We start from the raw sequence: 23,422 nt of genomic DNA, 5'->3' as shown, positions 1-23,422 counted from the left end.
AATGTGCCGTATGCGGAGCGCTACGGTTTCGCATTGCTTGTCTAGGGGTCGGTCCCGCCGGCCGGCTTGCCGGTTTGTTCATGAGGACGTGCCCGGAGCCTAAATGGTTCATGCGCCGAAGGGAACGTGATGTGCACGTCACTCCAACGAATGATCGAACACCCATGCGAGCCCGGAAGAAGCTCGACTAGCATGAGGATTCCCCGAGGGTGGCGTTACAACCGCTCTACCAGGCCTCTGTAGGCTCTCAGCGGCAACCGAAGACCAGCCCTGTACCCACGGGGGCCCAGATGAAATTCAGCGAGGAGCGAACCGCGTGACCGCCGAAACGTCCGTGCCGTCCACCGCGATGCTGACCGGAGCAGGCGGCGACCGGGACAGCTCCAACTACACCGCGCGGCACCTTCTCGTCCTCGAAGGTCTTGAGGCGGTCCGCAAGCGGCCCGGCATGTACATCGGGTCCACCGACAGCCGTGGCCTGATGCACTGCCTCTGGGAGATCATCGACAACTCCGTCGACGAAGCCCTCGGCGGCCACTGCGACCAGATCGAGGTCATCCTCCACGACGACGCCTCCGTCGAGGTCCGGGACAACGGCCGTGGCATCCCGGTCGACGTCGAGCCCAAGACGGGTCTCTCCGGCATCGAGGTGGTCATGACCAAGCTGCACGCCGGAGGGAAGTTCGGCGGCGGCTCCTACGCCGCCTCGGGCGGCCTCCACGGCGTCGGCGCCTCCGTGGTCAACGCGCTCTCCGCCCGCCTGGACGTCGAGGTCGACCGCAACAGCGCGACCCACTCCATCAGCTTCCGGCGCGGGGTCCCCGGCATGTTCACCGAACAGGGGCCGGACAGCCCGTTCGACCCGGCCAACGGCCTGCGCAAGGGCAAGCGCGTCCCCAAGACCCGTACCGGTACCCGGGTGCGGTACTGGGCGGACCGCCAGATCTTCCTCAAGGACGCCAAGCTCAACCTGGAAACGCTCTACCAGCGCGCCCGCCAGACGGCCTTCCTCGTCCCAGGCCTGACGATCATCGTCCGCGACGAGCGGGGGCTGGACGGCGAGGGCAAGACCGAGGAGACGTTCCGCTTCGACGGCGGCATCAGCGAGTTCTGCGAGTACCTGGCCCAGGACAAGGCCGTCTGCGACGTCCAGCGTCTCAGCGGCACCGGCACCTTCAAGGAGACCGTGCCCGTCCTCGACGACCGCGGCCACATGACCGCCACCGAGGTCACCCGCGAGCTGGCCGTCGACATCGCCCTGCGCTGGGGCACCGGCTACGACACGACCGTACGGTCGTTCGTGAACATCATCGCCACCCCCAAGGGCGGCACCCACGTCAGCGGGTTCGAGCGCTCCCTGACCAAGACCGTGAACGAGGCGCTGCGCTCCGCCAAGATGCTGCGGGTCGCCGAGGACGACGTCGTCAAGGACGACGCCCTCGAAGGGCTCACCGCCGTCGTCACCGTACGGCTCGCCGAGCCGCAGTTCGAGGGGCAGACCAAGGAGGTGCTCGGCACCTCCGCGGCCAACCGGATCGTGGCCGGCGTGGTCGCCAAGGAGCTCAAAGCCTTCCTGACCTCGACGAAGCGGGACGCCAAGGCCCAGGCCAGGGCGGTGCTGGAGAAGGCCGTCGCCGCCGCCCGCACCCGGATCGCCGCCCGGCAGCACAAGGACGCCCAGCGCCGCAAGACGGCCCTGGAGTCCTCCTCGCTGCCCGCCAAGCTCGCCGACTGCCGCAGCGACGACGTCGAGCGCAGCGAGCTGTTCATCGTCGAGGGGGACTCGGCGCTCGGCACCGCCAAGCTGGCCCGGAACAGCGAGTTCCAGGCGCTGCTGCCGATCCGCGGAAAGATCCTCAACGTACAGAAGTCGTCCGTCTCGGACATGCTGAAGAACGCCGAGTGCGGGGCGATCATCCAGGTCATAGGAGCCGGCTCCGGGCGGACCTTCGACATCGACGCCGCGCGGTACGGGAAGATCGTCCTGCTGGTGGACGCCGACGTCGACGGCGCCCACATCCGCTGCCTGCTGCTGACCCTCTTCCAGCGCTACATGCGCCCGATGGTCGAGGCGGGGCGGGTCTTCGCCGCGGTCCCGCCGCTGCATCGGATCGAGCTGGTCCAGCCCAAGAAGGGCCAGGACAAGTACGTCTACACCTACTCCGACAGCGAGCTGCGCCAGACCCTCCTGGAGTTCCAGCGCAAGAACGTCCGGATCAAGGAATCGATCCAGCGCTACAAGGGCCTGGGCGAGATGGACGCCGATCAGCTGGCGGAGACGACGATGGACCCGCGCCACCGCACGTTGCGGCGCATCAACATCGGCGACCTGGAATCCTCCGAGCAGGTCTTCGACCTGCTGATGGGCAACGAGGTCGCGCCCCGCAAGGAGTTCATCACCAGCTCCGCGGCCACCCTGGACCGCTCGCGCATCGACGCCTGACCTCCTGCCCCTGGCGCCCGCGTCGGCCCCCTCTCCCGTACCGCCGGAGCGGGGGCCGCGTGCGTTTCCGAAGTCCCGGGCCCAGGTCCCCGCGTTCGCGCAGCCGTACGGGACTTCCGTCACCTGAAGGGGTGAAGCCGGGCGAATGGCGCGCCCGGGATCCTCTCGAACCGCCCATGGTTGGCCATGCGGCCGAAAAGGTTCGTGGATCAAGGGAGTTGAGCGGTGGAGAAGGACGAGGGGCCGGAGGCCGCGGGAGTGCGGCTCGACGACCCGTGGGACGACGCACCGGTCTTTGACCGGTGCGGCCGGGACGGGACGGCAGGCGTCCCGGAGCTCGACGCGCCCGCTGCGGCGGAGCCGGACCCCGGGCCCAGCGCGGCCGACATCTACCTGGAGGTGCACCGCAGCGCCGCCTTCCGCGAGGTGCGCCGCCGCTACCGCCGCTTCGTGGCTCCCGCCGCCCTCGCCTTCCTGCTCTGGTATCTCGCCTACGTCGTCGCCGCGACCACCGCGCCCGAGCTGATGACCCGCGCGGTCGCCGGAGCGGTCAACGTCGCGATGGTGGCGGGTCTCGGCCAGTTCCTCACGACGTTCCTGCTCACCTGGGCGTACGCGCGGCACGCGCGGCTGCGCAGGGACCGGGCGGCGCTCGATCTGCGCTGGGACACCCAGGAGATGACCCGGGGCCTCGGCCGGGGGATGACGAGAGGGCACGGACGTTGAGGGGCGACCACCAGACTCTCGCCCTGCTGCTGTTCAGCGCGTTCATCGCGGTGACGCTCTTCATCACCACCTGGGTCAGCCGCAACCGGCAGGGCTCCGCCGAGGAGTTCTACGCCGGCGGGCGTCTGTTCTCGCCCATGGAGAACGGTTTCGCCCTCGCCGGCGACTACATGTCGGCGGCCTCCTTCCTCGGGATCTCCGGGCTGATCGCCCTCTTCGGCTACGACGGCATGCTCTACTCGGTCGGCTTCCTCGTCGCGTGGCTGGTCGTCCTGCTGTTCGTCGCCGAACTCGTCCGCAACTGCGGCCGGTTCACCCTGGCCGACGTGGTCGCGGCGCGGCTTGCGGAGCGCCCGGTGCGTACCGCCGTCGGCACCTCGTCCGTCACGGTCTCCGTGCTCTATCTGGTCGCCCAGATGGTCGGCGCGGGCAGCCTGGTGGCCCTGCTGCTCGGCGGGACGAGCGACGCGGCCCGGTCCTGGACGGTGGTCGGGGTCGGCGCGCTCATGGTGATCTACGTGTCGTTCGGCGGCATGCGCGCCACCACCTGGATCCAGATCGTCAAGGCCGTCCTGCTGATGGCCGGGGCCGTCGCGCTCACGGTGCTCGTCCTGGTCCACTTCCACGGGAGCGTCAACAACCTGCTCACCACCGCGGCCGAACGCAGCGGCCACGGCAAGGACTTCCTCGCGCCCGGCCTCCGCTACGGAGGGGACCTCACCTCGCGCCTCGACTTCATCAGCCTGGGCGTCGCCCTCGTTCTCGGCACGGCGGGGCTGCCGCACATCCTGTCGCGCTTCTACACTGTGCCCACCGCTCGCGCCGCACGCCGCTCCGTCGTCTGGTCCATCGGCCTGATCGGCAGCTTCTACCTGATGACGATCGTGCTCGGGTTCGGCGCCGCCGCCCTCGTCGGCTCCGCCGAGGTCCGCGCCTCGAACGCGGCGGGCAACACCGCGGTCCCGCTGCTGGCGCTCCATCTCGGCGGCGGTGAGGGGTCCACCGGCGGAACGATTCTCTTCGCCGTGGTCGCCGCCATCGCCTTCGCCACCATCCTGGCCGTCGTCGCGGGCATCACGCTCGCCTCGTCCGCGTCCGTCGCCCACGACCTCTACGCCTCGCTCCGCCGCCCCGGGCGCAAGAAACACGGCGAGGTCGCCGTGGCGCGTGTCGCCGCCGCGGGAATCGGCGTGGTCGCGATCGGCCTCGGGCTGCTCGCCCAGGACCTCAACGTCGCCTTCCTGGTGGGCCTGGCCTTCGCCGTGGCCGCGTCGGCGAATCTCCCGGCCCTGCTCTACTCCCTGTTCTGGCGTGACTTCACGACCAGGGGCGCGGTCTGGGCCGTGTACGGCGGCCTGGTCCCGGCGGTCGTCCTGGTGCTGGTCTCACCCGTCGTCTCGGGCAGCCCCACGTCCCTGTTCCCCGGCGTGGACTTCCAGTTCTTCCCACTGGAGAACCCGGGCCTGGTCTCCATCCCGCTCGGCTTCCTGGCCGGCTGGATCGGTACGGTCACCTCGCCCGAGCCGCCCGACGAGGCCAAGCACGCCGAGGCCGAGGTCCGGGCGCTGACCGGGGCCGGGGCGGCGTAGGGGGGCCTGTCGCAGGGCGTGCGAGGGTGCCCCGGGCAGCTCAGCCGGCGGACCAGGCGTACCGGTGCTCCGGGCGGCCCGTCTCCCCGTAGCGCAGCGTCAGCCGGACCTTGCCGGTGCGTTCCAGCAGCTTCAGATAGCGCTGGGCCGTCTGGCGGCTCATCCCCGCGCTGTCCGCGATCTCCTGGGCGGAGAGCGGGCTGTCGGCTCCGCGCAGAGCCCCTCGGACGAGCTCGGCCGTGGTGGGGGAGTGGCCCTTGGGGAGGGCGGGCTCGTCCGCCGCCCACAGCGCGCCGAAGAGCCGGTCCACCTGCGCCTGCTCGGCCTCCCCGCCCCCGTCGAGCGCCCGGCGCAGCGCCGCGTACGCCTCCAGCTTCGAGCGCAGGCCCGCGTAGGTGAACGGCTTCACCAGGTACTGGAGCGCGCCGTGCCGCATCGCGTCCTGCACGGTCGCGACGTCCCGGGCGGCCGTCACCATGATCACGTCGACCTGACGGCCCAGGCGGCGCAGTTCCCGTACGACGGCGAGGCCGTTGCGGTCCGGCAGATAGTGGTCCAGCAGGATCAGGTCCACCGGGACCTTCTCGACCGCCTCCAGCGCCGCAGCCGCCGAGTGGGTCTGCGCGACCACATGGAAGCCGGGGACCTTGGCGACGTACGCCGCGTTGATCTGCGCCACCCGGACGTCGTCGTCCACGATCAGGACCTGGATCACGGCTGCCCTCCCGCGGTGGCCGGACACGTGGCGGACGGCGGACCGTCGGGGGAGGCGGCGGGCTCGGCCGACGCCCCCGGCCCGGGCTCGGCCAGCGCCTCCGGCAGGACGACCGTGAACACCGCACCGCCTCCGTCCGCCCCGGACACCGTCACACTGCCTCCCTGACGCTCCGCGAGTCTCCGGACGAGGGCGAGCCCCAGACCACGCTTGCCGTGTGCCGGGACCTCCTTGGTGGACCAGCCCTCCGTGAAGATCGACGCGTGCTGCTCCGGGGGGACGCCGGGGCCGCTGTCGCGCACCTCCAGGATCACCGTACGTCCCTCCGTGCACAGCCCGACCTCGATCCGCGCTCCCTCGGATCCGGTCGCCGCGTCCGTGGCGTTGTCGACCAGGTTGCCCATGACGGTGACCAGGCCCCGGGGATCGACCACCCGGTCCGGCAGCAGGGTGCCGGGGGCCAGCCGCAGTGCCACGCCGCGCTCGGCCGCTACCGTCGCCTTGCCCACCAGGAGGGCGGCCAGCAGCGGATCCTGGACCTTCTCGGTGACCTGCTCGGCCGTCGCCCGGTGTACGCCCACCACCTCCGTGACGAACTCCATCGCGTCCTCGTGCATCTCCAGCTCCAGCAGCCCGAGCAGGGTGTGCAGCCGGTTGGCGTGCTCGTGGTCCTGGGCGCGCAGGGCGTCGATCAGCCCTGTGGTGGAGTCGAGCTCGCGGCCCAGGTTCTCCAGCTCGGTCCGGTCGCGCAGGGTCACCACGGCCCCGCCGTCGTCCGTGGGCATCCGGTTGGCCAGCAGCACCCGGCTGCCCCGTACCGCCAGCAGGTCGTCGCCGACCACCCGTCCGGCCAGGACGTCCGCGGTCCTGCCGTCGCCCAGCACCTCCTCCAGCGTCCGGCCCGCCGCCTCGGGGCCCACGCCCAGCAGCCGTTGCGCCTCGTCGTTCAGCAGCCGGACGCGGCCGGCCCCGTCCAGGGCGACGACCCCTTCGCGGATGCCGTGCAGCATGGCCTCGCGCTCTGTCAGCAGCGCGGAGATATCGGAGAACGCCAGGTCATGGGTCTGCCGTTGCAGCCGTCGGGAGATCAGGTATGCCGCGAGCGCCCCGACGGCCAGGGCTCCGCCCGCGTACGCGAGCAGTCCCGGGATCGCCCCGAGGAGCCGGGCACGGACGCTGTCGTAGGCGATGCCCACCGACACCGCGCCGACCACGTCGCCGGACGGGCCGAACAACGGCACCTTGCCCCGCGCGGAGCGGCCGAGGGTGCCGCTGTCGATCTCCATCACCTCGCGGCCGCGCAGCGCCTCGCCGGGGTCGGTGGAGACGATCGCGCCGATCCGGTGGGTGTCGGGGTGCGACCAGCGCACCCCGCGCTGGTTCATGACGACGACGTACTCCGCTCCGGTCGCCCGCCTGACCCGCTCGGCGGCCGACTGGACCGGACCCCGCTCGGAGGGGTCCGTGCTGGTCAGGTCCCGCACGAGCCCCGGTTGGGCGGCGGTGCTCTGGGCGATGGCGAGGGCGCGGCGCATCGCCTGGTCGTCCAGCTGGTCGCTGAGGGGGGCCAGGAACAGGCCGGTGACCAGGATGGTCACGCCGGTGATGATGGCCAGCTGCATCAGCAGGACCTGGGAGAAGACCCGCTGGGGCCAGCCGAACCGGCGCGTTCCCCTGCCGGGGGTCGGTGGGGCGTTCATCGTAGAGACGGTAAGGGGCGGGACGCCGGGGCGGAAATCAGCCGCGTTTCGGACCCGCCGGCCGGGCCTCCGGCGTACGCGCCTCTTGCTTCGCGGCGCTGTCTCTGTGAGCGTTCCTGGAGCGGTTCCGAGGAGTTCGCCGTCAACGCAATCTACTTGCACTTCTTGCGCTAATCTTGCGCACATGACGCGACGACTTGCTCAAGTGGCCCAGAAAGTGGGAGTCAGCGAGGCGACGGTCAGCCGGGTGCTGAACGGCAAGCCGGGCGTTTCCGACGCCACCAGGCAGGCCGTCCTCTCCGCGCTGGACGTCCTCGGGTACGAGCGCCCGACCCAGCTGCGCGGCGAACGGGCCCGGCTGGTCGGCCTTGTCCTGCCCGAGCTGCAGAACCCGATCTTCCCGGCGTTCGCCGAAGTGGTCGGCGGTGCGCTCGCCCAGCAGGGGCTGACGCCGGTGCTCTGCACCCAGACCAAGGGCGGCGTCTCCGAGGCCGACTACGTCGAGCTGCTTCTCCAGCAGCAGGTCTCCGGCGTGGTCTTCGCGGGCGGCCTCTACCACCAGGCCGACGCCCCGCACGACCACTACAAGGTGCTCGCCGACCGCAAGATCCCCGTCGTGCTGATCAACGCGGCCATCGCCCACCTCGGCTTCCCGGGCGTCTCCTGCGACGACTCCGTCGCCGTCGAGCAGGCCTGGCGGCACCTCGTCTCGCTCGGTCACGAGCGCATCGGACTGGTCCTCGGCCCGTCCGACCACGTGCCATCGCAGCGCAAGCTCGCCGCCGCCCGGGTGCTGGCCGAGGAAGCGGGCACGACCGTGCCCGACGAATGGGTGGCCCGCGCGATGTTCTCGCTGGAGGGCGGGCAGGCCGCCGCGATGCGGCTGCTGGACCGGGGCGTCACCGGCATCATCTGCGCGAGCGACCCGCTCGCGCTGGGCGCCGTGCGCGCCGCCCGCCGCCGGGGTCTCGCGGTGCCCGGAGACGTGTCGGTCGTCGGCTACGACGACTCGGCCTTCATGAACTGCACCGAGCCGCCCCTGACCACGGTCCGCCAGCCCATCGAGGCCATGGGGCGCGCGGCCGTGGAGCTGCTCTCGGTACAGATCGGCGGGCGGACCGTCCCCTCGGACGAGCTGCTCTTCGAGCCGGAGCTGGTGGTGCGCGGGTCCACCGCGCAGCCGCCGCGCGAGAATTCCCTCTGATCCGTAGCTAATTTGCGCTGACAGGGCTCAGGGGGCCGTCCGGAGGCCGGGCAGCGGCTGTGGCGGCCTGGGGCCCGTGTACTGCCCGCTGGGGCGGATGCGGAGCGGGCGCTCTCCGTACTCCTCCAGCGCGTGGGCGATCCAGCCCGCGGTGCGGGACACCGCGAACACCGTCTCGCCCGCGTCGGCCGGCATGGACCGGGAGACGGACAGGACGGCCAGGGCCAGGTCGATGTTGGCGTGCAGCGGGGCGTGCCGCGCCGTCGTGCCGACCACCTCGCGGGCCGCCGCCAGCGCCCCGGCTGCCTGCGGCACGTCCTCCAGCAGCGCGAACAGGGCCGTCGCCCGCGGGTCCTCGCCCCGGTAGAGCCGGTGGCCCAGGCCCGGCACCCGCCGCCCGGTCCGCAGATGATCGGCGACCACGGGGACCGCGCTGCCCCGGTCCACCGCCTCCCGGAGCATCCGGTGCGCCAGTCCGCTCGCCGCGCCGTGCAGCGGCCCCTCCAGCACGCCGAGGCCCGCCGAGACCACGGCGTACGGGTGGGCCCGCGCGGAGGCGGCGACCCGGGCCGCCAGGGTGGAGGCGGCCAGATCGTGGTCGATCAGGAGGGTCAGGGCCGCGTCCAGCACGGCGAGGGACGGGGCGTCGGCCGGCTCCGCGGTGAGCCGTGACCACAGCCCCCGCGCCAGGGAATCCTCTTCGCCCGCCGGGACGCCGAGCTCCGGCAGGGCGCCCACCAGCGTCGGGATCAGACTGCGGGCGCTGCTGAGCACCGCCTCGGGCGACAGGTCGAACCGCAGCGGATCCGTGGCCGCCGCGGCGGTCACCGCCACCCGCAGCCGGTCCGTCGACCCGCTGTGCGCGGGCAGCGCGCCGACCGCCCGGCGAGCCGCCGCGAGGGTCCCGGCTGCCGCGGTGAACCGGGCGCCCGGGCTCGGCTCACCCGTCCACAGCCACTCGGCGACCTCCTCGTAGCTGTAGTGCCCGGCCAGCTCCGTCGCGTCGACCCCGCGGAAGAAGCAGCGGTCGCCCTCGATGAGCGTGATGCCCGTGCGGAAGGCCAGGTCGCCCCCGGCCGGGGAGGCGTCCCTGCGCCCCGAGCGCCGGGCCAGCGCCCGGACCTCGTCGGCGTCGAACGTGCTGCCCCGCCCCCCGGCGGCCCGCGCGCTGCTCAACTGGCCCCGGCTGACGTACGCGTACACCGTCTCCGGCTTCACGCCCAGCAGTTCGGCGGCCTCCCGGGTGGTGAGCCGGGGCGGCGGCTCCTGCTCGTCGGGCGCTGATTGATCCGTCATGCCGACCACCGTATCCATCCTGAATCCATGGAGGAGCCCAAGCGATTCACTTAATATATTGATTCGATCAACGTTGACAGAACTTGAGTCAAGCATAGACAGTCGAATCAATGTTCCGCGCGTCGAAAAGAGAACAGCCATGACCACCACCCCTGCCGTCCCCCGCGGTCTCGCCGGCGTCGTCGTCACCGACACCGCCCTCGGCGACGTGCGCGGCCGCGAGGGCTTCTACCACTACCGCCAGTACTCGGCGATCGAGCTCGCGCGGACCCGTGGCTTCGAGGACGTCTGGTACCTGATGGTCCACGGCGAACTGCCCGACCGGGCGGCCGCCGCCGACTTCGCCGCCCGCACGGCCGCTCTGCGCACCCTGCCCGCCGAGGTGCGCGACGCGCTGCCCGCCATCGCCCGCGCCGGCGCCGTGTCCGGCCCCCTCGCCGGTCTGCGCACGGCGCTGTCCCTGCTCGGCTCCTCGGCCGGATTCCGCCCCGTGTACGACATCGGGACCGAGCAGCGGCGCCAGGACGCGCTCACCGTCTGCGCGGCCGTCCCCACGATCCTCACCGCCCTCCACCGCCTGGGTCAGGGGCTCCAGCCGGTCGAGCCCCGCGAGGACCTGCCGCACGCCGCGAACTACCTGTACATGCTGACCGGGTCGGAGCCGGAGCCCGAGCACGCCAGGGCCGTCGAGCAGTACCTCATCTCCACCGTCGACCACGGCTTCAACGCCTCCACCTTCACCGCCCGGGTCGTCGCCTCCACCGGAGCCGACCTGGCCGCCTGCCTGGTCGCGGCGGTCGGCGCGCTCTCCGGGCCGCTGCACGGCGGAGCCCCCAGCCGGGCCCTGGACACCCTGGACGCGATCGGCACCCCGGACCGCATCGACGGCTGGATCCGCGAACAGGTCCTCTCGGGCCGCCGCATCATGGGCTTCGGCCACCCCGTCTACCGCACCGAGGACCCGCGCTCCCGGATGCTCAAGTCCCTCGCGCAGGGCTTCGGCGGGCCGCTCGTCGACTTCGCCGTGGAGGTGGAGCGCCAGGTCGAGGCCATTCTCGCCGAGCTCAAGCCGGGCCGGGAACTGCACACCAACGTGGAGTTCTACGCCGGGGTGGTCATGGAGCTGTGCGGGCTGCCGCGCACGATGTTCACCCCCACCTTCTGCGCGGCACGGGTGATCGGCTGGAGCGCCAATATCCTGGAGCAGGCGGAGGACTCGAAGATCATCCGCCCGGCGGCCCGCTACGTCGGCGCACCCCCGCCGCAGCCGGTCCCGGCACCCTGACGACGTCCCCAGGAAGGCCCCCGTTGCCCCCGCCCCGCACTCCACAGATCCCGGTCGTCGTCCTGGCGGGCTTCCTCGGATCCGGCAAGACCACGCTCCTGAACCATCTGCTCCGCAATCGCGCGGGCACCCGGATCGGCGTGATCGTCAACGACTTCGGGGCCATCGAGATCGACGCCATGACCGTCTCCGGGCAGGTCGGCTCGACCGTCTCGCTGGGCAACGGCTGTCTCTGCTGCGCCGTCGACGCGAGCGAACTCGACACCTTTCTGGAGACGCTGACCCGGCCGTCCGCCCGACTGGACGTGATCGTCATCGAGGCGAGCGGTCTTGCCGAACCCCAGGAGCTCGTCCGTATGCTCCTGGCCAGCGACAACCCGCACATTCTGTACGGGGGCCTCGTCGAGGTCGTCGACGCGGCGGAGTTCGACAGCACCCGTCAGCGGCATCCGGAGCTCGACCGCCACCTCGTCGTCGCCGACCTCGTCGTCCTGAACAAGACCGACCGGGTGGGGGAGGCCGACCGGGAGCGGCTGCGTGCGACGGTCGCGGAGCTGAGCGGACCCGCCGCCGTGATCTCCGCCGTGCACGGCCGGATCGACCCCGAGCTCCTCTTCGACCCGGCTCTGCGACCGGACCACGAGGACACGGTCCGCCAGCTCACCTTCGAGGACCTGCTGCGGGAGCAGGCGACCCACGGGCACGAGGGGCACGACGACCACCTCCACGCCGCGTACGAGAGTGTCGACTTCACCTCGGACGCCCCCATGGACCCACGCCGCTTCATGGAGTTCCTCGACTCCCGGCCCGACGGGCTCTACCGGATCAAGGGGTTCGCGGACTTCGGCGCCGGCGACCGGGACAACATGTACGCGCTGCACGCGGTGGGCCGCTTCCTGCGCTTCGTCCCCCGCCCATGGGCGCGCGGCGAACAGCGGCTCACCCAGCTCGTCATGATCGGCGCGGGCATCGACGCCGAAGCGCTGCTGGCCGGACTCGCCGCCTGCCGCGCGGACGAGCCCGAGCGTGCGGACGCCGCTGACGTGGAGCGCGCCATGTGGGGTGTGCTCCGCTACGTACAACAGGAGACGGACCCCGTGGACGTACGGGAAGCGGCCGTGGAGGCGTAACACCCCCGGGCCGCTCCCCGCCGTACGGAGAGGGTGCCTACAGCGGCGGTCCCGCGATCACGTCCACCGTCTCCAGCAGCGGAGTGCCCGAGCCGTCCCGCCTCGGGTCCGGCTCCGGCAGCTTCGCCGGGGTGCCGTTCTTCTGCGCGGCCCGTGCCGGGGTGGGGCCCGCCCACGCGAACACCAGGACGTCCTCGCCCTTCAGGAACCGCTGGCAGCGCACCCCGCCGGTGGCCCGGCCCTTGCGCGGATACTGGTCGAACGGGGTGAGCTTGGACGTCAGCACCGAGTCGTCCAGCGTGCCGTGCGAGCCGGCCACCGTGAACACGATCGCCTCGGCCGCCGGGTCCACCGCCGTGAACGACAGCACCTCGGCCCCGGCCGTCAGCTTGACGCCCGCCATCCCTCCGGCGGCCCGCCCCTGCGGACGTACCGACGCCGCCGGGTACCGGAGCAACTGGGCGTCGGAGGTGATGAACACCAGGTCCTCCTCGCCCGTGCGCAGTTCGGTCGCGCCCACGACGCGGTCACCGTCCTTGAGGGCGATGACCTCCAACTCGTCCTTGTTGGGCGGGTAGTCCGGCACGACGCGTTTCACCACGCCCTGAAGGGTGCCGATCGCGAGGCCCGGCGAGGACTCGTCCAGGGTGGTCAGGCAGACCAGCTCCTCGTCCGCCTCCAGGCTGAGGAACTCGGAGAGCTGCGCCCCGCCCGAGAGATTCGGCTCCGCGTGCGTGTCCGGCAACTGCGGCAGATCGATCACCGAGAGCCGCAGCATCCGGCCCGTGGAGGTCACCGCCCCGACGTCGCCGCGCGCCGTCGCCGCCACCGCCGATACGATCACGTCGTGCTTGGTCCGCCGGGCGTCCTCGGAGACCTCGACCGGCTCCGCGTTCGCCGTGCGGGCCAGCAGGCCCGTCGAGGAGAGCAGCACCCGGCACGGGTCGTCCGCGACCTCCAGCGGCACGGCAGCGATCTGCGCACCGGCCGACTCCAGCAGCACCGTGCGCCGGTCCGTGCCGAACTTCTTCGCCACGGCGGCCAGCTCCGAGGAGACCAGCTTGCGCAGCTCCGCGTCCGACTCCAGGATCGCGGTCAGAGCGTCGATCTCGCCGGTGAGCCGGTCGCGCTCGCTCTCCAGCTCGATCCGGTCGAAACGGGTGAGCCGGCGCAGCGGGGTGTCCAGGATGTACTGCGTCTGGATCTCGCTCAGCGAGAAGTGCGCCATCAGACGCTCCTTCGCCTGCGAGGAGTTGTCGCTGTCCCGGATGATCCGGATGACCTCGTCGATGTCGAGCAGGGCGACGATCAGGCCCTCGACCAGGTGCAGCCGGTCGCGGCGCTTGGTGCGGCGGAACTCGCTGCGCCGGCGCACCACCTCGAAGCGGTGGTCCAGATAGACCTCCAGCAGCTCCTTGAGGCCCAGGGTGAGCGGCTGGCCGTCGACCAGTGCCACGTTGTTGATGCCGAAGGACTCCTCCATCGGCGTCAGCTTGTAGAGCTGCTCCAGCACCGCTTCCGGCACGAAGCCGTTCTTCACCTCGATGACCAGACGCAGTCCGTGCGCCCGGTCGGTGAGGTCCTTGACGTCGGCGATGCCCTGGAGCTTCTTCGCCGAGACCAGGTCCTTGATCTTGGCGATCACCTTCTCCGGGCCGACGGCGAAGGGCAGTTCGGTGACGACGAGGCCCTTGCGGCGGGCCGTCACGTTCTCCACGGCGACGGTGGCACGGATCTTGAACGTGCCGCGGCCCGCCGTGTACGCGTCCTTGATGCCGCCCAGTCCGACGATGCGGCCGCCGGTGGGCAGGTCGGGTCCCGGGACGAAGCGCATCAGCGTCTCGACGTCGGCGCCCGGGTGTTTGATCAGGTGCCGGGCGGCCGCGATGACCTCGCCCAGGTTGTGCGGAGGCATGTTGGTGGCCATGCCCACGGCGATCCCGGAGACCCCGTTGACCAGGAGGTTGGGATAGGCGGCGGGGAGGACGACCGGCTCGCGCTCCTGGCCGTCGTAGTTCGACTGGAAATCGACGGTGTCCTCGTCGATCGCCTCGGTCATCAGCGAGGTGGCGTCGGCCATCCGGCACTCGGTGTACCGCATGGCGGCCGGCGGGTCGTCGTTGCCGAGGGAGCCGAAGTTGCCGTGGCCGTCGACCAGGGGGAGGCGCATCGAGAACGGCTGCGCCATGCGCACCAGGGCGTCGTAGATCGAGGCGTCGCCGTGCGGGTGCAGCTTGCCCATCACCTCGCCGACGACGCGGGCGCACTTCACATAGCCGCGGTCGGGGCGCAGCCCCATCTCGTTCATCTGGGACACGATGCGGCGGTGCACCGGCTTCATGCCGTCGCGGGCGTCGGGCAGGGCCCTGGAGTAGATCACCGAGTACGCGTACTCGAGGAAGGAGCCCTGCATTTCGTCGACGACGTCGATGTCGAGGATCTTCTCCTCGAAGTCGTCCGGCGGCGGCGGGGTCTTCGTGCTACGGCGGGCCATCGCGGCTGCGACTCCTTCACAGATTCTGTTCGGACAACCTGAGCTTGTTCGGTACAACACGAGCTACTGACGCGGTCCATTGTGGACCGCCGTACTGACAACGCCGACCTCGACCCGTCCGAAGCGGGCCGAGGGGGCGTCCGCGACACCATTGACGGAAACATCCACGGAACGGGAACTTCGCCAGGTGCCGGTGCGCTTGCTTAGAGTGGCAGGTCTGGCAGGAAGTCCAGTATCGCGATCGAAGGGACGTACATGCCCATGGGTCACACGGCCACCGCACAGGCCGGCTCCGGCGGCTTGACAGCGACCGAGCACCGCCTGGCCAACGGCCTGCGTGTGGTGCTCTCCGAGGACCATCTGACCCCGGTCGCCGCGGTCTGCCTCTGGTACGACGTCGGCTCGCGCCACGAGGTCAAGGGACGCACCGGTCTGGCTCACCTTTTCGAGCACCTGATGTTCCAGGGCTCGGGTCAGGTCAAGGGGAACGGTCACTTCGAGCTCGTCCAGGGGGCCGGCGGCTCGCTCAACGGGACGACCAGCTTCGAGCGGACCAATTACTTCGAGACCATGCCCACCCACCAGGTGGAGCTGGCGCTCTGGCTGGAGGCCGACCGGATGGGCTCCCTTCTCGCCGCGCTCGACGAGGAGTCCATGGAGAACCAGCGCGACGTCGTCAAGAACGAACGCCGCCAGCGTTATGACAACGTGCCCTACGGCACCGCGTTCGAGAAGCTGACCGCCCTCTCCTACCCCGAGGGCCACCCGTACCACCACACCCCGATCGGCTCCATGGCCGACCTGGACGCGGCCACGCTGGAGGACGCCCGCGCGTTCTTCCGTACGTACTACGCGCCCAACAACGCGGTGATCTCGGTCGTCGGCGACATCGACCCCGAGCAGACGCTCGCCTGGATCGAGAAGTACTTCGGCTCCATCCCCTCCCACGACGGCAAGCAGCCGCCGCGCGACGGGACGCTGCCCGGGACCATCGGCGAGCAGCTGCGCGAAGTGGTCCACGAGGAGGTCCCGGCGCGCGCGCTGATGGCCGCCTACCGCCTCCCCCACGACGGCACCCGCGCCTGTGACGCCGCCGACCTGGCGCTCACGGTGCTGGGCGGCGGCGAGTCCTCCCGGCTGCACAATCGCCTGGTCCGCCGTGACCGTACGGCGGTGGCGGCCGGTTTCGGACTGCTGCGGCTCGCCGGAGCGCCCTCGCTCGGCTGGCTGGACGTGAAGACGTCCGGCGGCGTCGAGGTCGAGACGATCGAGGCCGCGGTCGACGAGGAGCTGGCCCGGTTCGCCGCCGAGGGGCCCACCCCCGAGGAAATGGAGCGGGCCCAGGCGCAGTTGGAGCGCGAGTGGCTCGACCGGCTCGGCACGGTGGCCGGCCGCGCCGACGAACTGTGCCGCTACGCGGTGCTGTTCGGTGACCCGCAGCTCGCCCTGAGCGCCGTGGGCCGTGTCCTGGACGTCACCGCGGAGGAGGTGCGCGCGGCGGCCGAGGCGGCCCTGCGCCCCGACAACCGGGCGGTGCTGGTGTACGAGCCCATCGAGCCGGCGGACGAGTCCGACGGGTCCGACGAGGGCGCGGCAGCCACCGAAGGCACCGACGCGCACGAGGGGGCGGACAAGTGAGCGACGCCGCCGTGACTGGAGTAGCCATGGAGTACCACCCGCAGCCCACGCCCGGCACGGCCCGCCCCTGGGCCTTCCCGGCGCCCGAGCGCGGCGCGCTGCCCAACGGGCTGACCGTGCTGCGCTGCCACCGCCCCGGCCAGCAGGTCGTCGCGGTGGAGATCTTCCTGGACGCGCCGCTGGAGGCCGAGCCCGAGGGCCTGGACGGCGTGGCCACGATCATGTCGCGGGCGCTTTCGGAGGGCACCGACAAGCACAGCGCCGAGGAGTTCGCCGCCGAGCTGGAGCGCTGCGGCGCCACGCTCGACGCGCACGCCGACCACCCCGGCGTCCGGGTCTCCCTGGAGGTCCCGGTCTCCCGCCTGGCCAAGGCCCTCGGGCTGGTCGCCGAGGCACTGCGGGCCCCGGCCTTCGACGGGAGTGAGATCGAGCGTCTCGTCGGCAACCGCCTCGACGAGATCCCGCACGAGCAGGCCAACCCGTCCCGGCGCGCCGCCAAGCAGCTCTCCAAGGAGCTGTTCCCGGCCACCGCCCGGATGTCCCGCCCGCGCCTGGGCACCGAGGAGACGGTCCGGCGGATCGACGAGAGCGCCGTGCGCGCCTTCTTCGACGCCCACGTCCGCCCGTCCACCGCGACGGCCGTGATCGTCGGCGACCTGACCGGCATCGACCTGGACGCGCTGCTGGCGGAGACCCTCGGCGACTGGTCGGGCAACGCGGGCCAGGCCCGCCCGGTGCCGCCCATCACCGCGAACGACACCGGCCGCGTGGTCATCGTGGACCGGCCCGGCGCGGTCCAGACCCAGCTGCTGATCGGCCGGATCGGCGCCGACCGGCACGAGCGTGTGTGGCCCGCCCAGGTGCTCGGCACGTACTGCCTGGGCGGCACCCTCACCTCCCGGCTGGACCGGGTGCTGCGCGAGGAGAAGGGCTACACCTACGGAGTGCGGGCCTTCGCCCAGGTGCTGCGCTCCAGCGGCCCCGACTCGGGCGGCGCGGCCATGCTCGCGATCAGCGGCTCGGTGGACACGGAGTCCACCGGACCGGCGCTGGACGACCTCTGGAAGGTCCTGCGGACGCTGGCCGCCGAGGGGCTGACCGACGCCGAGCGCGAGACGGCCGTACAGAACCTGGTGGGCGTCGCCCCGCTGAAGTTCGAGACCGCCGCCTCCGTCGCGAGCACGCTGGCCGACCAGGTCGAGCAGCACCTCCCCGACGACTACCAGGCCCACCTCTACGCCCGGCTCGCCGAGACGGGCACCGTGGAGGCGACGGCCGCCGTGGTCAGTGCCTTCCCGGTCGACCGGCTGGTCACGGTCCTCGTGGGGGACGCCTCCCGGATCGAGGAGCCCGTGAAGGCCCTCGGCATCGGAGAGGTGTCCGTCGTCACCGGCTGACGCATGGGTGGCACACCGCCGCGAACAGGACCCCGACGAACGCATATTCGTCGGGGTCCTCCCCTTTTTGGTCGATTAATCCAATCCATCCCCTTTGGGGGAGGAGATGCCTGTCTGCCCTGTGGGATGGGCGACAAATCCCCTGGTCCGTTTGGCGATGGGAAGTCGCCCGGCCTAGCGTCGGCTCGGCTGTCCGCCACCCGTATGCCGCAGCCGCGGCGCCGGACAGTCATCGCCGAGTCCCCGTCAGGCGCGAGCCTGGGGAGCCGGGGACCCACGCAGTCCCTGGGGTGAATCGGAGGCCCGTGCCGCGAAACCGGCGTGGGGATCCGTAGGAGACCTTCCTGCTCCGAACCCGTCAGCTAACCCGGTAGGCGAGAAGGAAGGAAAGGATCAGCCCCTCCATGGCGTTCACCCGTGCCACCGGGAAGCACCGTGCCCCGAGCCGCCTCACGCGCCGGAGCGCCCAGGCCGCAGGCATCGCGGCTCTGGCCACCGCCGGCGTCCTCGGCTCGCCGGCCTCCCCGGCCCTCGCCGCGGACACCGAGGCCGCCCAGGTCGCCGACACCGGCCTCACCCAGGCCGTCGCCCTCGACGCCACTCTCGCCGAGCAGATAGACGCCCAGGCCCACGCCCAGAAGCAGCAGGCCGACGCGATCGCGAAGGCGAAGGCCCAGGCCGCCGCGGAGGCCCGCGAGAAGGCCGCCAAGGCCAAGGCGAAGGCGGAGGCCGAGCGCAAGGCCGAGGCCCGCGCCAAGGAGGTCCGCGAGGAGAAGGCCCGCGCCGCCCGCGCCGCCGAGCGCGCCCGCCTGAACGCCTTCCATCTCCCGGTCGCCGGCTCCCACGTCACCACCGGCTACAACACCGGCGGTGCGCTCTGGTCCTCCGGCAGCCACTCCGGCGTGGACTTCCAGGCCGCCTCCGGCAGCTCCGTCGTCGCCGTCGGCGCCGGCACGGTCGTCGAGGCCGGCTGGGGAGGCGCGTACGGCAACAACGTCGTGCTCCGGATGACGGACGGCACGTACACCCAGTACGGCCACCTCTCCTCGATCGGCGTCTCCGTCGGCCAGAGCGTCTCCTCCGGCCAGCAGATCGGCCTCTCCGGCTCCACCGGCAACTCCACCGGCCCGCACCTGCACTTCGAGGCCCGGACCAGCCCCGACTACGGCTCCGACATGGACCCCGTCGGCTACCTGCGCTCCCACGGGCTGAACGTCTGACCCGCCCCGCGCGCCCCCGTCCGAAGGCCCCGGCACCTGCCGGGGCCTCCGGCGATTCCGGCCCGTGGACATCCATGGATTCCGGCCTGCCATCGGAAATTGCGGCAGATTGCAATAGAGTCACGGAACAGACGTCGGGCGGCCGCGTTTCGCGGGGATAAAGGCGGAGGTTCGGACATGCGCATTCCCGCGCATTCGGTATGCACGGCAATCCGTGACGACATCGTCTCCGGTGTCTACGAGCGGGGCAGCCGCCTCACCGAGGAGTTGCTGGCCCGCCGCTACGGGGTCTCCCGCGTCCCGGTCCGCGAGGCCCTGCGCACACTGGAGTCCGAGGGCTTCGTCGTCACCCGCAGACATGCGGGCGCCTGTGTCGCCGAGCCCACGGCGCAGGAGGCGGCCGACCTCCTGGAGGTGCGGATGCTCCTGGAGCCACTGGGCGCGGCCCGCGCCGCGCAGCGCCGCACGGAAGCCCACCTGAAGGTGCTCCGGGGCCTGGTCAGACTAGGTCAGGAGCGGGCTCGCCGGGGCGAGGGCGAGGATCTGCGCTCCCTGGCCGGCTGGTTCCACGAGACCCTCGCCCAGGCCTCCGGCAGCCCCGGACTCATAGCGCTGCTCACCCAGCTCCGGCACAAGATCGTCTGGATGTACGCGGTCGAGCAGCCGGCCCGCCCGGTCGACTCCTGGGCCGAGCGTGGCGCGATCCTGGACGCCGTGGCGCGCGGCGACGCGGAGCGGGCGAGGGCGCTGACCGCGCAGTACACGGAACGCGCCGCGGGGACCCACCGGCTGCGCCGCCCGCAACCGCCGGGGCGGCGCGCCGCGCCCGTTCCCCGCGTGAGGACTTCGCAACATGACGTAAACATCGCGGGTGTCCGCAATTAACAGAAGAGTCGTAGACAAAGAGAAATAATTGCGGGGCATTGTTTGTGCTGCCCGAAATTGTCGATGCGTAGCTCTTTCCCGAAAGCGAAAGAGCCGTGATCCCTCAGCGGGGTCACGGCTCTCGCACCTGTCGCATCCGGCCGGGCCGGGTCGCGTGGGTCAGACGGTCTCGGGGAGTTCTTCCAAGCCCTCGGCGACCAGCTTCGCGAGCCGGTCCAGAGCGGCCTCGGAGTCGTCCGCTTCGGACGCGAGCACGATTTCCTCGCCGCCCTGCGCGCCCAGGCCGAGCACGGCGAGCATGGAGGCGGCGTTCACCGGGTTGCCGTCGGACTTGGCGATCGTCACGGGGACGCCGGAAGCCGTGGCGGCACGGACGAAGATGGAAGCGGGGCGGGCGTGCAGGCCCTCGGCCCAACCGACGTTTACGCGGCGCTCAGCCATGGTTCTGCCCTTCACATATCAACGGTTGTCTAGACCAGTCTCTCATGCAGTGCGTGGTGCTGTGCCCGGCCTCCTGTCCGGTGCTGTGCCCGGCCTCCTGTCCGGATCCTGTGCTCCGGCGGCCCCGGTCCGGGCCCCCTCAGACTGCCCGGGCACCGATCCCTCCGCGACCGGGGTCCCCGCCGTAGGCTTTGCCCATGGAGCCCACGCCGGAGCAGAGTCCGCATCACGCGTACCCCGACCACTGGGAAGCGGACGTGGTGCTCCGCGACGGTGGCACCGCGCGCATCAGGCCGATCACCACGGACGACGCCGAGCGACTGGTCAGCTTCTACGAGCAGGTGTCCGACGAGTCGAAGTACTACCGGTTCTTCGCCCCGTATCCGCGCCTATCCGACCGGGACGTGCACCGCTTCACCCATCACGACTACGTCGACCGGGTGGGACTGGCCGTCACGATCGGCGGCGAGTTCATCGGAACGGTCCGCTACGACCGCATCAACGACCAGGGCCGCCCCGCCTCCGCCCCCGCCGACGAGGCCGAGGTCGCCTTCCTCGTCCAGGACGCCCACCAGGGCCGGGGCGTCGCCTCGGCGCTGCTCGAACACATCGCCGCGGTCGCCCGGGAGCGCGGCATCCGCCGCTTCGCCGCCGAGGTGCTCCCCGCCAACAACAAGATGATCAAGGTGTTCCGGGACGGCGGCTACACCCAGCGCCGCAGCTTCGAGGACGGCTCCGTCCACCTCACCCTCGACCTCGAACCCACCGAGAAGTCCCTCGCCGTCCAGCGCGGCCGCGAACAGCGTGCCGAGGCCCGCTCGGTGCAGCGTCTACTCGCCCCCGGCTCCGTCGCGGTCATCGGTACCGGCCGCACCTCCGGCGGCGTGGGCCGCACCGTCCTGCGCAACCTCCTCGCCGCCGGCTACACCGGCCGCGCGTACGCGGTGAACCGCGCCTTCGACGAGGGCCTGACCACCCTCGACGGCGTCCCCGCCCACCGCTCGCTCGGCGAGATCGGCGAGCAGGTCGACCTCGCGGTCATCGCCGTCCCCGCCCACCGGGTCCCCGAAGCCGTCGCCGACTGCGGGGAGCACGGCGTCCAGGGGCTGGTCGTCCTCTCCGCCGGATACGCCGAGCGGGGCTCCGAGGGCCGCGAACTCCAGCGCGAACTGGTCCGCCAGGCCCGCTCGTACGGCATGCGGATCATCGGCCCGAACGCCTTCGGCATCATCAACACCGCCGAGTCCGTCCGGCTGAACGCCTCGCTCGCGCCCGAGTCGCCCGCCCGCGGCCGGATCGGCCTGTTCACCCAGTCCGGCGCGATCGGCATCGCCCTGCTCTCCGGCCTCCACCGGCGCGGCGCGGGCCTGTCCTCGTTCATCTCGGCGGGCAACCGGGCCGACGTCTCCGGCAACGACTTCCTCCAGTACTCCTTCGAGGATCCGGAGACCGATGTCGCCCTGCTCTACCTCGAATCGCTCGGCAACCCCCGCAAGTTCACCCGCCTCGCCCGTCGCACCGCCGCCGTGAAGCCCGTCGTCGTGGTCAAGGGGGCCCGGCACAGCGGGTCCACCCCGCCCGGTCACGCCGTCCCGGTCAGCCGCATCCCCGACGCCACGGTCTCCGCGCTGATGCGTCAGGCCGGCGTCATCCGGGTCGACACGGTGACCGAGATGGTCGACGCCGGGCTCCTGCTGGCGGGCCAGCCGCTCCCGGCCGGGCCCCGGGTCGCCATCCTCGGCAACTCCGAGTCCCTCGGCCTGTTGACGTACGACGCCTGCCTGGCCGAGGGGCTGCGCCCGCGCCCGCCGATCGACCTCACCACCGCCGCCTCCCCGCAGGACTTCCGGGACGCGCTGGCCGGGGCGCTGGCGGACGGGACCTGCGACGCCGTGATCGTCACCGCCATCCCGTGGGTGGGGGAGAACGGGGAGGCCGAGACCGGTGACGGCCAAGTGCTGGCCGCCGCCCTCAACAAGGCGGTGGCCGACGGTGCGGCCAAGCCGGTGGCCGTCGTCCACGTAGAGATCGGCGGCCTCGCCGAGGCGCTGGCCGCCGCGTCCAGCACCGCCGCGCCACGCCCCCGCACGGCGACGCCCGCCGCCGACCGGACCCGGGCGGCCACCTCCTCCTCGACCGGCCCGGCCCCGCGCACGGGCCCGGCCATCCCCGCCGCCCCGCAGACAAGCCCCGCCCCGGCCCCGAGCGCGGGCCCGCGCGCGCCCGCCGCCCCGCAGGAAAGCCCCGCCCCGACCACCCCCGCCGCCCCGGAAGCAAGCCCCGCCCCGGAGACAGCCGCGGGCCACGGCCCCGGCCGCATCCCCGCCTACCCCGCCGCCGAACGCGCCGTGCGGGCCCTCGCAGAGGCCGTGAAGTACGCCCAGTGGCGGCGCCAGGCGGCCGTGCCCGGCAGGATCCCCGAGTTCCTCGACGACACCATCGACGAGCCCGGGGCCGCGGCCCTGATCGAGGCACAGCTCGCCACCGCCCCCGACCCGCGCGGCCGCCCGCTCACCCACGACGAGGCCCGCGAACTGCTGGGCCGCTACGGCATCGCCGTCCGCCCCACCCTCCCCGCCCCGGACCCCGAGGCGGCCGTCGCCGCGGCGGCCCGGCTCGGCTACCCGGTCGCCCTCAAGACCACCGCGCCCCACCTCCGCCACCGCGCCGACCTCGGCGGGGTCCGCCTCGACGTCGCCGACGAGGAGGCGCTGCGCCGCGCGTACGGCGAACTCACCGACCTTCTCGGCAAGCCCGCCGAACTGCTCCCCGTCGTCCAGGCGATGGCCCCGCGCGGCGTGGACACCGTCGTGCGCGCCTCCATCGACGCCGCCGCCGGGGCCGTCCTCTCCTTCGGTCTCGCGGGCGCGCCCTCCGAACTGCTCGGCGACACCGCGCACCGGCTGGTCCCCGCCACCGACCGTGACGCCGCCGAACTGATCCGGTCCATCAGGGCGGCCCCGGTGCTGTTCGGCTGGCGCGGTTCGGCCCCGGTCGACACGGCCGCGCTCGAAGAGCTGCTGCTGCGGCTGTCCCGGCTGGTCGACGACCACCCCGAGGTGGTCTCCGTCGCCCTCGAACCGGTCGTCGTCGCCCCGCACGGACTGACGGTGCTCGGCGCGAGCGTCCGGCTCGCCCCGCCGCCCGCCCGGAGCGACCTCGGTCCCCGCCGTCTTCCGAACTACTGAGACCCGCCGGAAACTGTCGGCGTCTCCGACCGCGGCCGCCCACCGGGGCGTCCCCGGCAGTCACCGGTCCG

General features: G+C 72.1%; 16 protein-coding genes and 1 riboswitch. Of the genes, 11 read left to right on the top strand and 5 right to left on the bottom strand.

Translation table 11 applies throughout. The annotated features are described in order from the left end of the window. Positions 1–316 precede the first annotated feature (316 nt). The 3 genes from AB0F29_RS35790 (at position 317) to AB0F29_RS35780 (ending at position 4,758) form a co-directional block, all read left to right on the top strand. On the top strand, positions 317–2,443 hold the full coding sequence (locus tag AB0F29_RS35790; RefSeq protein ID WP_361881395.1) for a DNA topoisomerase IV subunit B: 2,127 nt from the start codon (positions 317–319) through the stop codon (positions 2,441–2,443). Between the two features lie 225 nt (positions 2,444–2,668). Continuing rightward, on the top strand, positions 2,669–3,169 hold the full coding sequence (locus AB0F29_RS35785; protein ID WP_361881392.1) for a DUF485 domain-containing protein: 501 nt from the start codon (positions 2,669–2,671) through the stop codon (positions 3,167–3,169). Beyond that, on the top strand, positions 3,166–4,758 hold the full coding sequence (locus AB0F29_RS35780; RefSeq protein WP_361881389.1) for a cation acetate symporter: 1,593 nt from the start codon (positions 3,166–3,168) through the stop codon (positions 4,756–4,758). Before AB0F29_RS35785 ends, AB0F29_RS35780 begins: the two co-directional genes overlap by 4 nt. 40 nt (positions 4,759–4,798) lie before the next feature. On the opposite strand, the gene AB0F29_RS35775 is transcribed toward AB0F29_RS35780, so the two are convergent. Continuing rightward, positions 4,799–5,473 (bottom strand): response regulator, encoded by a 675-nt coding sequence (locus AB0F29_RS35775; RefSeq protein ID WP_361881386.1) that lies wholly within the window; start codon positions 5,471–5,473, stop codon positions 4,799–4,801. After that, a complete protein-coding gene (locus AB0F29_RS35770; protein WP_361881383.1) occupies positions 5,470–7,173 on the bottom strand; it encodes a sensor histidine kinase in 1,704 nt (567 codons plus the stop codon). Before AB0F29_RS35770 ends, AB0F29_RS35775 begins: the two co-directional genes overlap by 4 nt. Before the next feature lie 184 nt (positions 7,174–7,357). Here AB0F29_RS35770 and AB0F29_RS35765 point away from each other — a divergent pair, with 184 nt between their 5' ends. Beyond that, positions 7,358–8,377, top strand: a complete 1,020-nt coding sequence (locus tag AB0F29_RS35765; RefSeq protein ID WP_361881380.1) for a LacI family DNA-binding transcriptional regulator — start codon at positions 7,358–7,360, stop codon at positions 8,375–8,377. Between the two features lie 27 nt (positions 8,378–8,404). Here AB0F29_RS35765 and AB0F29_RS35760 read toward each other — a convergent pair whose 3' ends face one another. Next, positions 8,405–9,673, bottom strand: a complete 1,269-nt coding sequence (locus tag AB0F29_RS35760; protein WP_361881378.1) for a citrate synthase — start codon at positions 9,671–9,673, stop codon at positions 8,405–8,407. 139 nt (positions 9,674–9,812) lie between these two features. On the opposite strand from AB0F29_RS35760, the gene AB0F29_RS35755 reads away from it, so the two are divergent. Next, positions 9,813–10,958 (top strand): citrate synthase/methylcitrate synthase, encoded by a 1,146-nt coding sequence (locus tag AB0F29_RS35755; RefSeq protein WP_361881375.1) that lies wholly within the window; start codon positions 9,813–9,815, stop codon positions 10,956–10,958. 23 nt (positions 10,959–10,981) lie between these two features. Further along, positions 10,982–12,088 carry a GTP-binding protein gene (locus tag AB0F29_RS35750; protein WP_361881372.1) on the top strand — a complete coding sequence of 369 codons (1,107 nt, stop codon included), beginning with the start codon at positions 10,982–10,984 and terminating at the stop codon, positions 12,086–12,088. Between the two features lie 37 nt (positions 12,089–12,125). Here AB0F29_RS35750 and AB0F29_RS35745 read toward each other — a convergent pair whose 3' ends face one another. Next, the gene (locus tag AB0F29_RS35745) at positions 12,126–14,582 is read right to left on the bottom strand and encodes a DNA topoisomerase IV subunit A (protein WP_361881369.1); all 2,457 of its coding nucleotides are present in this window, start codon (positions 14,580–14,582) and stop codon (positions 12,126–12,128) included. A 255-nt stretch (positions 14,583–14,837) separates the two neighbouring features. On the opposite strand from AB0F29_RS35745, the gene AB0F29_RS35740 reads away from it, so the two are divergent. The 4 genes from AB0F29_RS35740 to AB0F29_RS35725 all read left to right on the top strand — a co-directional run bounded on the left by AB0F29_RS35740 (position 14,838) and on the right by AB0F29_RS35725 (position 19,722). Continuing rightward, on the top strand, positions 14,838–16,220 hold the full coding sequence (locus AB0F29_RS35740) for a pitrilysin family protein (RefSeq protein ID WP_361881366.1): 1,383 nt from the start codon (positions 14,838–14,840) through the stop codon (positions 16,218–16,220). A 26-nt stretch (positions 16,221–16,246) separates the two neighbouring features. Next, positions 16,247–17,617, top strand: a complete 1,371-nt coding sequence (locus tag AB0F29_RS35735; protein WP_361881514.1) for a pitrilysin family protein — start codon at positions 16,247–16,249, stop codon at positions 17,615–17,617. A gap of 223 nt (positions 17,618–17,840) precedes the next feature. Next, positions 17,841–18,008: riboswitch (cyclic di-AMP (ydaO/yuaA leader) on the top strand. A gap of 13 nt (positions 18,009–18,021) precedes the next feature. Continuing rightward, positions 18,022–18,837, top strand: a complete 816-nt coding sequence (locus AB0F29_RS35730) for a M23 family metallopeptidase (RefSeq protein WP_361881363.1) — start codon at positions 18,022–18,024, stop codon at positions 18,835–18,837. A gap of 177 nt (positions 18,838–19,014) precedes the next feature. Further along, positions 19,015–19,722: a GntR family transcriptional regulator gene (locus tag AB0F29_RS35725; RefSeq protein WP_361881361.1), complete on the top strand. Its 708-nt coding sequence runs from the start codon at positions 19,015–19,017 to the stop codon at positions 19,720–19,722. A gap of 159 nt (positions 19,723–19,881) precedes the next feature. Here AB0F29_RS35725 and AB0F29_RS35720 read toward each other — a convergent pair whose 3' ends face one another. Beyond that, positions 19,882–20,163 (bottom strand): HPr family phosphocarrier protein, encoded by a 282-nt coding sequence (locus AB0F29_RS35720; protein WP_361881358.1) that lies wholly within the window; start codon positions 20,161–20,163, stop codon positions 19,882–19,884. A gap of 197 nt (positions 20,164–20,360) precedes the next feature. Here AB0F29_RS35720 and AB0F29_RS35715 point away from each other — a divergent pair, with 197 nt between their 5' ends. Beyond that, positions 20,361–23,351, top strand: a complete 2,991-nt coding sequence (locus tag AB0F29_RS35715; protein WP_361881355.1) for a GNAT family N-acetyltransferase — start codon at positions 20,361–20,363, stop codon at positions 23,349–23,351. Positions 23,352–23,422 lie beyond the last annotated feature (71 nt).

The organism is Streptomyces sp. NPDC026589, assembly GCF_040638385.1.
GTDB lineage: Bacteria > Actinomycetota > Actinomycetes > Streptomycetales > Streptomycetaceae > Streptomyces.
The sequence above is the reverse complement of the archived record's forward strand: the minus strand, read 5'-3'. Positions and strand labels throughout refer to the sequence as shown.

Excerpts from the sequence above, each read along its gene's own strand:
- AB0F29_RS35730 (WP_361881363.1), top strand. The coding sequence starts at position 18,022 with ATGGCGTTCACCCGTGCCACCGGGAAGCACCGTGCCCCGAGCCGCCTC.
- AB0F29_RS35770 (WP_361881383.1), bottom strand. The coding sequence starts at position 7,173 with ATGAACGCCCCACCGACCCCCGGCAGGGGAACGCGCCGGTTCGGCTGG.
- AB0F29_RS35760 (WP_361881378.1), bottom strand. The coding sequence starts at position 9,673 with ATGACGGATCAATCAGCGCCCGACGAGCAGGAGCCGCCGCCCCGGCTC.
- AB0F29_RS35755 (WP_361881375.1), top strand. The coding sequence starts at position 9,813 with ATGACCACCACCCCTGCCGTCCCCCGCGGTCTCGCCGGCGTCGTCGTC.
- AB0F29_RS35745 (WP_361881369.1), bottom strand. The coding sequence starts at position 14,582 with ATGGCCCGCCGTAGCACGAAGACCCCGCCGCCGCCGGACGACTTCGAG.
- AB0F29_RS35735 (WP_361881514.1), top strand. The coding sequence starts at position 16,247 with ATGGAGTACCACCCGCAGCCCACGCCCGGCACGGCCCGCCCCTGGGCC.
- AB0F29_RS35715 (WP_361881355.1), top strand. The coding sequence starts at position 20,361 with ATGGAGCCCACGCCGGAGCAGAGTCCGCATCACGCGTACCCCGACCAC.
- AB0F29_RS35725 (WP_361881361.1), top strand. The coding sequence starts at position 19,015 with ATGCGCATTCCCGCGCATTCGGTATGCACGGCAATCCGTGACGACATC.
- AB0F29_RS35765 (WP_361881380.1), top strand. The coding sequence starts at position 7,358 with ATGACGCGACGACTTGCTCAAGTGGCCCAGAAAGTGGGAGTCAGCGAG.
- AB0F29_RS35740 (WP_361881366.1), top strand. The coding sequence starts at position 14,838 with ATGCCCATGGGTCACACGGCCACCGCACAGGCCGGCTCCGGCGGCTTG.
- AB0F29_RS35720 (WP_361881358.1), bottom strand. The coding sequence starts at position 20,163 with ATGGCTGAGCGCCGCGTAAACGTCGGTTGGGCCGAGGGCCTGCACGCC.